We start from the raw sequence: 13009 nt of genomic DNA on the forward strand, positions 1-13009 counted from the left end.
CATCTTCTCCCTGTATCTCAAATGAAATCCTTCAATTTCCTACTGCGCTTGGGATGCCTGAGCCTTCTGAGTGCCTTGGCCTCAATCTGGCGGATTCGTTCCCTGGTCACCTCAAAATACAATCCAACTTCCTCAAGTGTCAATGAATATCCATCCTCCAGGCCGAATCTCATCTTCAGGACCTCCTGCTCGCGGGCAGGAAGGGTTGCCAGAACATCCTTGAGCTGTTCCTGAAGCAGCGAATACGCGGTCTGGGTGGCAGGATTCTCCACCTCCTTGTCCTCGATGAAGTCGGAGAGCAAAGAGTCTTCCTCCTCGCCTACCGGTGTCTCCAAACTAATCGGTTCACGGGCAACATTCTTGACCGCCTTTACCTTGCTCTCGGTCCATCCAAGCTTCTCAGCCACTTCCTCATCGGTTGGTTCCCGACCCAGCGACTGCATGAGCATCCTCGACTCCCTGACCACCTTGTTGATCTGCTCGATCATGTGCACAGGAACACGGATGGTACGGGCCTGGTCGGAAATCGACCGGGTGATAGCCTGCCGAATCCACCACGTTGCATAAGTGGAGAACTTGAATCCCTTGCGGTACTCAAACTTCTCGACAGCCTTGATCAAGCCGATGTTGCCTTCCTGAACCAGATCAAAGAAGTGCAACCCCCGATTGGTATATTTTTTTGCGATGGATACCACGAGCCTTAGGTTGGCGCGGATCAAGCGGTCCTTGGCATCCTTCATCATCTTCTGGCCGTACTTGATCTTCGTGGAGTGCAACAAGATATTATCGCAGGTGTCTTCGAACTGGTACTCTATCTGCCTCAGATCCTTCTCCGTCAATTGGAGTTCCCGGATAAGGTCCTTGATCGTATCACTGGACAGGTGGAGTTCTTCTTCGATTTTTGCACTCCTGGACTGGGTTGCAAGGTCTCGCCCGAGCTGTCTCAACTCCTTGGCTGAAGAGATGTGAAGCTTATTCTCAAGCTGCTGTTTCTTTTCCTTGTAGGAGCGGATCCTGTTCTCGGCATCCACGAAATCGTGGGTGAACGAGGTGATCTCCTCGGGCTGCAAATCAACTTTTGCAAGTTTCTTCAACAGCGTCATCCGGGTCTTGATCAATGCCTCATCATGCAGCACATCCTCGCCGCTGCTGATCATCTGCTCTTTCTTTCCGATATAGTTTTTCAGGCCCGCCTGCACATCCTTCAGCTGTTCCTTGTAAAATTGGGTGAACCGCTTCTGGTTGGTGACAAGCTCCTTATAGTCCTTTGCGTTGTACTCTTCTTCCTGACCTTCAATCTTGGTGTTGAGCGTTTTGATGATCTCATGGAACCGGGTGATCATAACCCCGCTTTCCTGGATGACATCCTTGATGATCAAGGCACCGTCTTCCATCTTCTTGCTGAGCTCAACCTCCTGATCGGCGGTCAGCAGGCTCTCCTTGCCGATTTCCCTCAGATAAAGACGGATCGGATCATCGCCGCTGGAGTCGCTCTTGTCGGTTCCCAGGATGGTGTTGTGACGGATGTGTTCAATATCACCTTCATGGTCGTCAAGACTGGAAATATCGACAAAATGATCACTTCCACCAACCGCATCATCATCGGTTCCCATGCCGCTCCAGGCATGTTTCATCGAGGCAGGATGCTCGTCCTCATCATCAAGTACTGCATCTTCTTCTTCCTCCTCCTCATCACTTTCCCGGCTGCCGTTCTTTTTAGCTTCCGGCTTGTCTTCGTGATGTTCGGAAAAATCATTTATCAGCGCATCGACGGAAAGGTCATCCTCAAGATCATCCTCAAGCAGGTCGACATCATCCGGTTCCTCTTCCAGGTCGGTATCGATTTCATCCTCGGACGGACCTTCGGAAAAAAGACCTGCAGCAGGAGCCTCATCACTTTCTGTGACGATGATCTCCAACTCACTGAGGGTCTGCATGATTTCATCGACAGCCTCATCCGTGGCATTCTGTGGACCAAGAGCCTTTCTGATATCCTCTTTTGTCACATGTCCGGTCTCTGCTGAACGCGCCACCATATCCTTGACTATGGCCTGCGAAATGTTTTCATCAAGCATCTGTATTATCTACCTACCCTGTTTAAATATCCTGCTCGAGAGTCTTCCTGAGTCTGGCAATCTTTGCGTCAATCTCCGTCTTCTCCCGAAGCAATTCCTCGATTCCTTCATCCCCGGTACCGTCTAGCAGACTGATATCCAAGAGCCGTTTATTACTCAATCGCTTTTTCTCATACGTCCTCAATTGAATTCGGTTCACAGCTTCATTGAGCACTCTTTGCGGAGCAAGCTTGAACTCCTCCATAGTGAACGATGCAGCGACATCACTGCGAAGTTGCTCATCATCAATCATCTGCAGGATATACTCATCATGCTTGCCGACTTCCTCTCTTGCAGCTTCCTCCAATACGTTATACAGTGCTTCTGCTTCTGCATCCTCCAAGTCTTCAACAGCGATCTTGTACCTTGTTTGCAGATACAACTCCCTATTGTTGACCAAAGTCAACATCGCATACAAATCCACGGAAATTGTTGCAGGATTCAGTGGCTTTACCCCCATCTCTCCTGCTGCCGCCACCGGTTTTGCTACGGGTGGGGCGTTCCGTGAATAATCGTCAAGTATCGACGATTCGTCAACATTCAGCACTGCCGCCAGTCCCTTGATCAGGTCCTGCTTCTCAATAGACGACGCAGTGGCGTCCAAATATGGTCTCACAGCGTTAAATACTGCGGTTTTGCCTTTGGGCGTTAGTATATCATACTGGTTTACCGCATTGTTTACAAGATAACGAAACCCTTGCTGTGACTGTTGTAACGCTCTTTTCAGAGCCTGTTCCCCTTCATGTTGGACGAGCTCCGAAGCATCCTTCGCCGACTCCAAGGTCAGAACCGAATTCTCCATGCCGATATTTTGTGCGATCACCAACGCCTTTGCCGTGGCGCTCTGTCCTGCCCGGTCATTGTCGAAGAGTATCTCCACGGATGTGCAATAGCGTCTGAGCAGCTTTGCCTGTTCCTCGGTAAAACTGGTTCCCAAGGGAGCCATGGCATTAGTGAAGCCGCTCTGATGCAATGCAACCACGTCGAAGTTTCCTTCGCACAGGATTGCCTTCTGCTCCTTCTTGATCGTATCGAGCGACTCGTAAAGCCCGAACAAATGGTGCTTCTTGCTATAAATCGCCGTTTCAGGGGAGTTGATGTATTTGGCTTTTGATGTGAAGGTGAGGTCCCGGCCACCGAAGGCTACCGTCTTTCCCTGCCAGCTTCGAATGGGAAACATCAATCTGTCGCGAAACAAGGGATAGGTGGGATTGTTCTGGCTGAACAAGCCGCTTTTAGCCAGCAATTCTTCACTGTAGTGACGCTTTGCAAGAAATGAGTACAACCAGGAGCCATCCTGCGGGGCATAGCCGAGATTGAACTTCTCCCACATCGCCTCGGATACATTGCGTTCACGCAGGTATGCCCTTGCATGCTCGCCTTGAGCGGAGGATGTAAGCAAAAAATGAAAGGAGCCTGCAATCTTGTCATACAGGTCGTAGAGTGTTTCGTTCAAATCCCTTGATCTTTTATCCTCGGGACTCTCCTCCTCGAGCTCGACTCCCGCCTTCTTTGCAAGAATCTTCACTGATTCAATGAAAGAGACCTTCTCCATCTCCATGACGAAGTCAAACATCGACCCGCCCTTTTTGCAGCTGAAGCAGTAGTAGAAACCCTGTTCATCGACCACTGAGAAGGAAGCTGTTTTTTCTTGATGGAACGGACACAAGCCCCATAACCTGCCGCCTCTTGAGGAGAGCGTTACATAGTCCGAGACGACTTCACTGATGGGAATACGCGCCTTGATCTGCTCAAGGACCGATTCAGACACTTTTGCCATACGCTATCCTACACACGAATGATCGGCTCTTGTCCGGTCTGCCGGCGAAGAATCTCATCGATCTCCTCTTTCCTATAGACCTTTCCTTGTCCGATTCCCGGGCATGATGCCTTCTCTGCTTCCCAACTCTCTTCGTTTTCCATTACGCTCCTCCAGAAAGGATAGGTGCGACATTGCCTGGGTCTTGCATGGTAGACCGAGCAACCCTGTTTCGTAAGGAAAATACAGTCGTAATTCTCTTTCTCCAGCAAACTGACCATGCTGAATGAACCCATATCCACCAATCGGCAATAGGTGCGGATGAAGCGGTCCTCATCCATTGAAGTGTAGGCACAAAGCCTCTGTAGATCTTCTTGAGAAAGGAATACATATCCAGGTTCGCAACTGCAGCAATAGTTGCAGCCGGGAACACAGGTAAAAGCCAACCCTTTCTCATAAAAACAATGCATCGGCACCTCTTTCATCATAGAGAACGGAAAAAAGGCCTTCCTCAAAGAAGAAGGCCTCCAAGTGGAGAGAGAAGGATTCGAACCTTCGAAGGTGTAACCAACAGATTTACAGTCTGCCCCCTTTGGCCGCTCGGGAACCTCTCCATGCCAAAAGACAAACGTACATTACAAACTATTGTAGCTTTTGTCAACCGCTGTTGAGAAAAATCTCGTACCAGGGAGTTTTTCACACGTCTTGACAGAGAGTTTTTCTGCCGGTATATTGCAACAGTCCAAGCCGACTTAGCTCAGCGGTAGAGCACGTGACTTGTAATCTCGGGGTCGTCAGTTCAATCCTGACAGTCGGCTCACAAGCATATCAGATATCCTGGTATGCTTTTTTTATTTGGCTCAAGGAATTTCACGCATTCGAGACGAGCTGCGGATCTTCAGGCTGGGTTGCAGGATGGTATCCTCGCATCGTTTTCCGCCAATGATATCCTCCAGCTGTTCAAAAGCCTTTTCGCCCAACATGTGGGGATCTTGATGAATGCTGCTCAACGAAGGCCGGGCGATTTCCGAAAGAAAGGAATCATCGTAGCCAAGGATGGAAACCTGTTGGGGAACGGCGATGTGCTGTTCATCCAACGCCTGCAAAACCCCTGCTGCTACTGCATCGTTGCAGCAAATGACGGCATCGAAATCACGCAGCCTTGAGAGAAACTCCTTTGCCGTTGCATATCCACTGGAAAAATCGTAGCCGGTCATGCAGATCAGCGAGGGGTCAAGAGGGAGAGAGAACTCCGACAGTGCCCGCCTGTATCCTTCGAGCCGGTCCAAAGAAGAGTAGCTGCCGCGGTTTTGTTGGTCCAAATAGGCAAGCATCTGCTCTATACTCTCACTCGGCCGTTGCCAGAAGCTTGCAAAAAAGGCGATATGCCGATGATTGCCCCTGAGCAAATATTTTGCAGCCAGATATCCACCCTCCACATTGTTGTAATAGATGTGGCTTGCACCCTTCAGGTAGTCTCTTCGATAGACGATCAGCAGCGGGAAATCAGGTGGAAAGAGATTCGCAAGCACGAGAGAGGACGTATCGGCCAGCGGGCAGAACAGCAACGAGGAAACACCCAGGGAAGATGCCTGTACAAGACAGCGCACTTCCTGCTCGGCGCTTCCATTTGCAGAGTAGAGGGCAACATGACACCCTGCCTGGTTTGCCTGTCTCATCACACCCTCAACGACCGAAGAAAAAAAGTGATTCTCCAGACTCGGTACGATCAAGGCCATGACGGAGAACTTCTGTTTCTTCACTGCGGGCACATACCCGAGCTTTTGCATCGCCTTGCGAATGGCCTTCTCAGATTCAGGATCGACGTTGCGAGCATGATTGATCACCCGCGAGACGGTGGCGATGGACAGTCCTGCCTCCTTGGCTACATCGGTAATGGTTACTTTCTTGGTATTCAATCCGAGGCCTCCACAATGGAAAGATCTGCTTTGCATGCTGCAAGCTTGGAGAAGAAACCAGGAAATGAAACATCGGCACATTGGGCGTCGGTCACGACAACCTCCCCTTCCGATGCCAGGCCTGCGGCCACCAACGCCATGGCAATGCGATGATCAAATGCCGATGAGACAGTCCCCCCCTGTATCGGGGTCGGTCCATCCACCACCAGACAGTCCCGCTCCATATGCAAAGAGCACCCGAGCGAATTCAGTTTTGCAGTCATTTCCGCCACTCGGTCGGTCTCTTTCTGCCTGACATGCTCCAAGTTTGTGAATACCGTCCGACCCTCGGCCTGGGTAGCCAAGACAGACAAGGCAGGCAGGGCATCCGGGATATCCGATAGGTCGATGGTCAATCCCCCTTGCAACTTCTCACCTCCGACGATGTGCAACCGGTCATCGCCCTGCCTATGGATGCATGCGCCGAATTTACCCAGGATGTCCACCACCTGCTTGTCTCCCTGGGAATCGGAGAAATCAAGGCCGGTGAGCACCACATCCGAATCTGTTATTGCAGCACCCACCAACGGGAAAGCGACGGCAGACCAGTCGGCTGGTATGCTGAAGCTGCCACCGTGGTAGCGCTGCCCGTCTTCAACGACAAAGCGGGAAAAATCCGAGGGGTTCGCAATCTCGACTCCCATACGTTTCATCCAATCAAGAGTCATTTGCACATAGGGTTTTTCCAAGGCATTGACCACCTGGATTGTGGTCGTACGCTTTGCCAGGGGGGCTGAAAGCAACAGGCTGGAGACATACTGGCTGTTCCTGCCTTCAATGGTCACGTTTCCTCCCTCAAGCAATCCTCGTACCACCACCGGAGGGCAACCTTGACCGCCCCTGGTAAGAAAGGCTGTGGCACCCAGGCAGTTGAGTGCGTTCACCAAGGGGAGAATCGGCCTGCGCCGGATCTGCTCATCACCGGTTATGACCGTATAGCCATCGACCAGGGAAGCCACCGAAGTAAACAAGCAGGTGGTGGTTCCCGAGTTTCCCGTATCCACCACATTTTGGGGCACTACAAGATCGCCTCCCCTTCCCTGCACAATCCAACGATGCTCTTCCTGTTGGACAATGGCTCCAAAAGCCCGTGCTGCGGCGAGGGCACTCAACCCGTCACCACTGGCCAGCGGGTTTTCGATGCAAGTCTGGCCATCGGCAAGGGTTGCCAGAAGAATTGACCGGATTGTATGGCTTTTGGATCCAGGCACCTGGAGCTCCCCTTTCAAAGAACCGGGTTTTACGTGAACATTCATGATTGTTTCCTTCTGGGTTTGCTGTAGGAAAGGATGATCGGCCTTTCAATATATACCATGTAAATTACCATATAGTATGCTGTGTATTGAATATTTGTGCAATATTATTCGTTAATAATCACTTTGTGTTCTCTAATTTATACTCATGCAACAAAAAAGAAAGCAAGGTTTTTACCCTATAAAATGTAAATTTACATATTCTCCTAATAAAAAAGCCTCATACGTAGGCAGTTTTCTCAATTCTTATTTCATCAGGTCGGGACGAAGGCGTTCAGCTCCATCCATGTAGACCGGCTTGGTATGCTCGGTGTGGAAGTTGAGGATGAGAAGCATGCGGATGACACGCTCAAGCATGCCATCGATTTCAAGCTCCTGCATGCAGAACAAGGGGGTCTTGTTGCAATAACCGCCTTTGCGCAAACCGTTTGCCGGATTTCGGCTTTTCAGATCACTGGTCTGGGTGATCAATACACTTGCAATATGTGCTTCTTCAAGGCTGTTTTGCTCAAGCAGCGTCCGGTAGAGCTTGCAGGCGGCCTCTTCAATACGCTGCGGTTCATCCCGCTCTACACAAATGGCTCCGCGGATTGCGCAAATGGTTGGTTTATGCATGATACTCCTTTTTTTCAGCTGACTACCAGACCCTTCTCGAACAATGTCTCCAACAAGGCTACCACGAATCCCAAGGCAAGGATGCACATCATTCTTGCGATGGTAAGGAGCACCGGGGAAAGGGGAAATACCCGATCACCGGCCCACACGATGCAGGAGAACACCAAGATCCAGACACCGAACAGCAGACTGGTCCAGCTGATCAGATACAGAAAAAATTGCAGCAACTCGACGAAATCCTCGGTTACGGAAAAGAAACTGCCGAGCAGATACACGAGAAAGAAAAATATGTACAAAAGCAACGTGTAGGTATGCACCCTGCTGGAGAACGCCAGCAATCGTCTTGTCTGCAACATGATCAGAGAATACCATCTACCGTAGCTTGTCTGCAACCGGGAAGCTGACAAAGAGCAAACCGCCCTGTTTTGCGAACACATCCAGAAAGGAATCGGTTGTCCTATTGGAGAGCGAGAGGCTGTCCATCGACAAGCGGTAATTCTCCAAAGGCCATTGCAGCTGCTTTGCGGTGATATACGCATCCCGGGAGAAGCTGGCGGGAAAAAAACTGACCTGCCTGCCGGCTTTCAAGGACTCGAACCGATGATACCCTCGGACAAGATGCACCATCTCATACGCTGTATACCAGAGCTCCGGGGGACCGTATTGCTCGAACAGGGAGAAGGTTGCAAACAGGTGATCCATGCGGAATCCTCCGCCGCCGATGATGCAATAGGACGCATAGCCCAGGCTCACCGCCTTTTTGATCGCCAACTCAGTATCGCTCTCATCCTTGTCCCTGGGACTTCGCTCATGCACCAGCTGTTGTATTTCCTGCGAAAAAAGCGTCGAGTCATAATCACCGACCCAAAGATGTACTGGTATGCCGAGTCTCTTTGCGGTATCATACCCGCTGTCGGCTGCGATGACAAAATCATCTTTTTCCACGAAGCCCGACGGGATTGAAGACGGGGCTCCGCCACCTGTACAGATAATTGCTTTGCTCATATTTTCTCACTTTATGTTGCGTATCTATCAATATTGGAATAGTATATTACCACATCCATAAATCAAAGAGGTTATAGCATGTCCAACGTTGCTCAACACTTGGCCCAGTATGCACTCAAATGTGCCGATATCATGATTCCCAAACCAGGTACCGACCTGACCAAATGGGCCGTCGTCGCTTGCGACCAGTATACGTCAGAACCCGAGTATTGGGAACAAGTCGCCGACTATGTCAAAGATGCTCCATCGACTCTGAACCTGATTTATCCAGAAGTCTATCTTGAGGAAGCCGATCCACAGAAACGTATCAAATCCATCAACAAGACCATGCAAGCGTATATCAAGCAAGGCATTTTCACAACCTACCCGAATTGCTTCTTCCTTGTCCATCGAACGACCGACAACTGCCCCGGCGGCAGGTGGGGGCTCCTGGTCACCCTTGATTTGGAACACTACGACTATGCCAAAGATTCCAGAACCTTGATCAGGGCCACCGAAGGAACCATCCTGAGCCGGATTCCCCCAAGAAAGGAAATCAGGCGCAATGCCCCTCTTGAACTGCCCCATATCATGGTATTGATCAACGACGCAAAACGCTCGGTCATCGAACCGTTGGCGAACAAAAACGATACACTGGAAAAGGTCTACGATACCGAGCTGATGGCAAACGGCGGACACCTCAGCGCATGGAAGGTCGACCGGCAAGAGGATCTACAAGCCATAGCCCTTGCTGTTGAGGCGATGCACGCAGAGCTGGATCCTTCCAACCCCCTGCTCTTTGCCATGGGGGATGGAAACCACAGCCTCGCCACCGCCAAAAGCTGCTGGGAGGATATCAAGCAAGGGTTGAGTGAAGATGGGCGGAAAAATCATCCGGCACGATATGCACTTGTGGAATTGGAGAACATCTTCGACCCGGGGCTTGCGTTCGAACCCATCCACCGGGTGCTTTTCAATATCTCAAGGCAGACCTTTCTTGAGGAGATTGCCAAGGTTTGTGAGTCGTATGTTGTAAGCAAGGCCTCAAGCAAGGAAGAGGTGTTGCAGCAGATCAAGGTGAATGACGGCCTGCAGAAGTTCGGGTACTGCGACGCCGAAGGTTTCTTGGTGATAGGAATGAGAGAGAGCAAAGCATCCATTGCTGCAGGTACGCTGCAATTGGTGATCGACTCCCTGCTCGCACAGAAGCTGGCAACCGTAGATTACATCCACGGTGTGGAAGTTGCTGCCAATCTGGGCAAAAAGAAGGGCAACATCGCCCTCATCCTTCCCGATGTCTCCAAGGCAACCTTCTTCGATACCATCATCAAGGACAATGCGCTCCCGCGCAAAACATTTTCCATGGGAGAAGCGCATGAAAAACGGTATTACATGGAAGCTCGTCGAATTCAGCCTTGAGAAAGCAACTCTGATGCGTCGTAGGCACCGCAGCGGATGAGTTCATACGGATCTTTCGTACAATCGATCAGGGTGGAGGGAGTATCCCTGCCTCTATCCGGGTCGATGACAATCGCCTGGACTTTCTGTTTATACGTGAAAATGATATCGGTGATATTGGTAATGGCAAATCCCGCATCATTGACGCTTGTGGAGTAGATGGGAGTGCCAAGTTTGGTCAGGATGGCCTGGATGAATGCATCATCGGGAACCCGTATTGCAGTACTACCCTCTCCCTCCCTGTTTTCCAGGATGACGGTAAGTGCACAAGGCCAGTGCTTTTTTAGCACTGGGGGCACGATGCAAAGCTGATGAGCCGATTCTAGGGTGGCGAGCACGATGAAATGGTGTTGCCCGATAGGCTTCTTCAAGGCACACAATTTCTCGTAAGTCGTTGCATATTGACCGCTCAGACCATAAATTGTATCACAGGGAAGGACCAAAAGTTGTTCTTCCCTCAATAGTTGCACTACTTGATCCACAGTGGAATCCACCGTCTTGTATAGCAGCTGTGCTTCCTCAACCATCCGACCCACGATTCTTTCTCCGTTTGCCCACAAGCAGTATATAGCATACCGCAAGAAGAGTTGAGAATGCTAGTGCCAGTAAAAAAACAAGAGTGGTGGATAAGCCGGCAAAGGAAGGAATGGCTGCCTGCGTACCCGTCGTGGCCGGAGCAGGCAAGGATGCATCGTCCTCTTCGAGGTCGAAATAGAATACTTGCTCACCCTCGCTCTGGTACCCGTATTTGAAGGCCGCATCCTGGATGGCATCGCGCTCGCCCATGCGATCTCGTTGGTTTTTCAAGGAATCCACCTGCAACGAAAGCAATTGTTGTGAATATCGCAGTGTCTCAATTTCCCTGCGTAGCGCCTGGTTATGCAGAAATCCACCTTCACCGAAAACTGAAAGCATCAGCGGAAAGGATAAAACCAGGCTTATAGCGAATACAAACAGGAATTTTCTTGTCATGCCATCCTACAATCTATATAATAATTATGATACTATGGTTAGAGTATCGGTGTAAAGTTTGCGTGGAGGTTGGCGATGTCTGAAAACAAACACTATGGACGGCAAATCTTTCTAAGCTTGTTTCTTACTGTTTTTCTGTTGCTTGCAGTCCTCTATCTGGCATCCCGTTTCCTCCTGCCGCTGTACGACATCAACCAAGAGATGCTGTACGGGCTTTTGGTAAAACTATTTCCCCTGCTCATCGGGTTGGTGATGATAGAAATTGGCGTGCTGGTGGCTCATCGCAGGGATGAAGATTATGCCGACCAGGTGGACAAACTCCCACCCAATGCCTATGACAAGCCGTTTTACAAGCTTCCCAACGACGATCCTACACATGTGCATAGTGAGCAACTCGCTTATGGACAACAGAAAGTTGAGGCGGCGCAACAACAAAGAGTACAGCCGGTTGAAATTCAGGAAGAAAAACTAGAGATGGAACCGGTCATCAAGCCGATGGTTTCTGTTCCTCCGGTTGTTCGATATGATAAAGAACCTGAAGTCCAGAAAATCGTTGAAGTTGAGGAACCGGTAAAACCGATAGCTGAAGAGGTTGTTTACAGCACTGATTTCGACACCATTCTCTCGATGGAGCTGGAAAACTCAAAGGATATGGATTACGACCTGACATTGGTCTTGATTGAAGTCACCGAAGGGCCCGCCTCCCTCATAGCCAACAAGCTGATGATGCAAAGCGGCGAGCTGGCTTACAGCTTCTCCCTCGAAGGCGGCAAAATAGCCATGGTCCTTCCCTTCTACAATGCCGACGAAGCGCGGTCATTCACCCTTGGCATGATTGAGAGTTGCAAGAAAGAGTTTTCAGGCTCTTCCCTGCAAATAGGGTTTGCGTCACGAAACGGCAGGATGATCGACAGCAGCCAACTGCTTCATGAAGCGGAAGCTGCCTGCAACGTTCAGGAAGACTAATTTTTCAACGGAATATCAAAACACATGCGGTCTTTGGTCAGAATCGTCGGGCCAAAGACTTTTTTTGCATCCTTGAGCAGGTACTTCAGTTCGCGATCGCTGTACCGAGGGCTGTAGTGCAAGAGACCCAGCTGGGTTACCTCTGCCTCCTTGGCGATTCTAGCAGCATGCTCGGCTGTCATATGCTTCTTTTCAAAGGCGGTTTCGGCCATGTCGGCTGTAAACATTCCTTCACACAGCAGCAAGTCGCTGTTTCGCACATGGTCTGCTATAGTGGGAAGATACACCGAATCGGTTACATAACTGAATTTCCGCCCTTGACGCTTCTGTCCCATCACCTGATGACTTTCAATGACGGTGCCATCGGCCAAGGTGACGGAGAGTCCTTTTTGCAATTTTCCCCACATCGGACCCATGGGAATTCCCAATTGCCGGGCAAGGTCGGGATGGAATTCGCCGGGTCGATTCTTTTCCTGCATGACATACCCCACACAAGGCTTGGTATGATGCAGATCAAAAGCGGAAACCGTAAAATCCTCGGTTTCGAGAATAACCCCACTCTCTGCAATTTTTACTATGATCTCATAATTGATGTACATATCCAGGATACGTCGATTGGCATCGATGTACTCTTTGAGTTTTGCAGGACCGTAAATGGTCAATGGCTCGTTGCGATCGACCTGGCTGGAGAGCATCAGGATTCCTGGTAGCCCGGTGACGTGGTCTGCATGCATGTGACTGATGAAAATGGAGTGGATTTTCTTCCATTTGAGATTCAACATCTTCAGCGAAACCTGAGTCCCTTCCCCACAGTCAAAGAGAAAGAGCTCCCCGTCCCGACGAACCATCGCGCTGGTGAGATACCTATTGGGAAGAGGCATCATGCCGCTGGTCCCCAGAACAAACACTTCAAAATTCATGCGGTCAGTA

At 50.2% G+C, this 13009-nt stretch carries 13 protein-coding genes and 2 tRNA genes; 3 read left to right on the top strand and 12 right to left on the bottom strand.

Features of this window, described 5'->3' with window-relative positions:
* Positions 1 to 17 precede the first annotated feature (17 nt).
* From rpoD to B3K89_RS11470, 4 genes are all read right to left on the bottom strand, one after another.
* Complete coding sequence (gene rpoD / locus B3K89_RS11455) at positions 18 to 2075, bottom strand: RNA polymerase sigma factor RpoD (RefSeq protein ID WP_293893865.1); 2058 nt, start codon at positions 2073 to 2075, stop codon at positions 18 to 20.
* A gap of 22 nt (positions 2076 to 2097) precedes the next feature.
* Positions 2098 to 3894: a DNA primase gene (gene dnaG, locus B3K89_RS11460; RefSeq protein ID WP_293893867.1), complete on the bottom strand. Its 1797-nt coding sequence runs from the start codon at positions 3892 to 3894 to the stop codon at positions 2098 to 2100.
* An 8-nt stretch (positions 3895 to 3902) separates the two neighbouring features.
* Positions 3903 to 4361, bottom strand: a complete 459-nt coding sequence (locus B3K89_RS11465) for a YkgJ family cysteine cluster protein (RefSeq protein ID WP_345907427.1) — start codon at positions 4359 to 4361, stop codon at positions 3903 to 3905.
* Between the two features lie 44 nt (positions 4362 to 4405).
* A tRNA-Tyr gene (locus tag B3K89_RS11470) sits at positions 4406 to 4487 on the bottom strand.
* Positions 4488 to 4619: 132 nt separating this feature from the next.
* On the opposite strand from B3K89_RS11470, the gene B3K89_RS11475 reads away from it, so the two are divergent.
* Positions 4620 to 4691: transfer RNA gene (locus B3K89_RS11475), tRNA-Thr, on the top strand.
* A 42-nt stretch (positions 4692 to 4733) separates the two neighbouring features.
* On the opposite strand, the gene B3K89_RS11480 is transcribed toward B3K89_RS11475, so the two are convergent.
* The 5 genes from B3K89_RS11480 to B3K89_RS11500 all read right to left on the bottom strand — a co-directional run bounded on the left by B3K89_RS11480 (position 4734) and on the right by B3K89_RS11500 (position 8704).
* Entirely contained in the window at positions 4734 to 5792 is a 1059-nt protein-coding gene (locus B3K89_RS11480) for a LacI family DNA-binding transcriptional regulator (RefSeq protein WP_293893872.1), read from the bottom strand.
* A complete protein-coding gene (aroA, locus tag B3K89_RS11485; RefSeq protein ID WP_293893875.1) occupies positions 5789 to 7087 on the bottom strand; it encodes a 3-phosphoshikimate 1-carboxyvinyltransferase in 1299 nt (432 codons plus the stop codon). The genes B3K89_RS11480 and aroA overlap by 4 nt, the downstream gene beginning before the upstream one ends.
* 243 nt (positions 7088 to 7330) lie before the next feature.
* Positions 7331 to 7699 carry a chorismate mutase gene (gene aroH, locus B3K89_RS11490; protein WP_293893696.1) on the bottom strand — a complete coding sequence of 123 codons (369 nt, stop codon included), beginning with the start codon at positions 7697 to 7699 and terminating at the stop codon, positions 7331 to 7333.
* A gap of 14 nt (positions 7700 to 7713) precedes the next feature.
* Positions 7714 to 8055 carry a hypothetical protein gene (locus B3K89_RS11495; RefSeq protein WP_293893693.1) on the bottom strand — a complete coding sequence of 114 codons (342 nt, stop codon included), beginning with the start codon at positions 8053 to 8055 and terminating at the stop codon, positions 7714 to 7716.
* A gap of 16 nt (positions 8056 to 8071) precedes the next feature.
* On the bottom strand, positions 8072 to 8704 hold the full coding sequence (locus B3K89_RS11500; RefSeq protein ID WP_293893690.1) for a thiamine diphosphokinase: 633 nt from the start codon (positions 8702 to 8704) through the stop codon (positions 8072 to 8074).
* A 78-nt stretch (positions 8705 to 8782) separates the two neighbouring features.
* Here B3K89_RS11500 and B3K89_RS11505 point away from each other — a divergent pair, with 78 nt between their 5' ends.
* Positions 8783 to 10102: a DUF1015 domain-containing protein gene (locus B3K89_RS11505; RefSeq protein WP_345907428.1), complete on the top strand. Its 1320-nt coding sequence runs from the start codon at positions 8783 to 8785 to the stop codon at positions 10100 to 10102.
* Here the strand turns inward: B3K89_RS11505 and B3K89_RS11510 are convergent.
* Together B3K89_RS11510 and B3K89_RS11515 are read right to left on the bottom strand one after the other, a co-directional pair.
* Positions 10093 to 10668, bottom strand: a complete 576-nt coding sequence (locus tag B3K89_RS11510; RefSeq protein ID WP_293893702.1) for an L-threonylcarbamoyladenylate synthase — start codon at positions 10666 to 10668, stop codon at positions 10093 to 10095. The two genes, B3K89_RS11505 and B3K89_RS11510, sit on opposite strands and share 10 nt — an antisense overlap.
* Entirely contained in the window at positions 10661 to 11113 is a 453-nt protein-coding gene (locus tag B3K89_RS11515) for an FtsB family cell division protein (RefSeq protein ID WP_293893684.1), read from the bottom strand. The genes B3K89_RS11510 and B3K89_RS11515 overlap by 8 nt, the downstream gene beginning before the upstream one ends.
* A gap of 75 nt (positions 11114 to 11188) precedes the next feature.
* On the opposite strand from B3K89_RS11515, the gene B3K89_RS11520 reads away from it, so the two are divergent.
* Positions 11189 to 12079, top strand: a complete 891-nt coding sequence (locus B3K89_RS11520) for a hypothetical protein (RefSeq protein ID WP_293911404.1) — start codon at positions 11189 to 11191, stop codon at positions 12077 to 12079.
* On the opposite strand, the gene B3K89_RS11525 is transcribed toward B3K89_RS11520, so the two are convergent.
* On the bottom strand, positions 12076 to 12999 hold the full coding sequence (locus tag B3K89_RS11525) for a ribonuclease Z (protein WP_293893678.1): 924 nt from the start codon (positions 12997 to 12999) through the stop codon (positions 12076 to 12078). The genes B3K89_RS11520 and B3K89_RS11525 overlap by 4 nt on opposite strands.
* Between the last annotated feature and the right edge of the window lie 10 nt (positions 13000 to 13009).

This window comes from Sphaerochaeta sp. UBA5849 (assembly GCA_002432715.1).
GTDB lineage: Bacteria > Spirochaetota > Spirochaetia > Sphaerochaetales > Sphaerochaetaceae > Sphaerochaeta.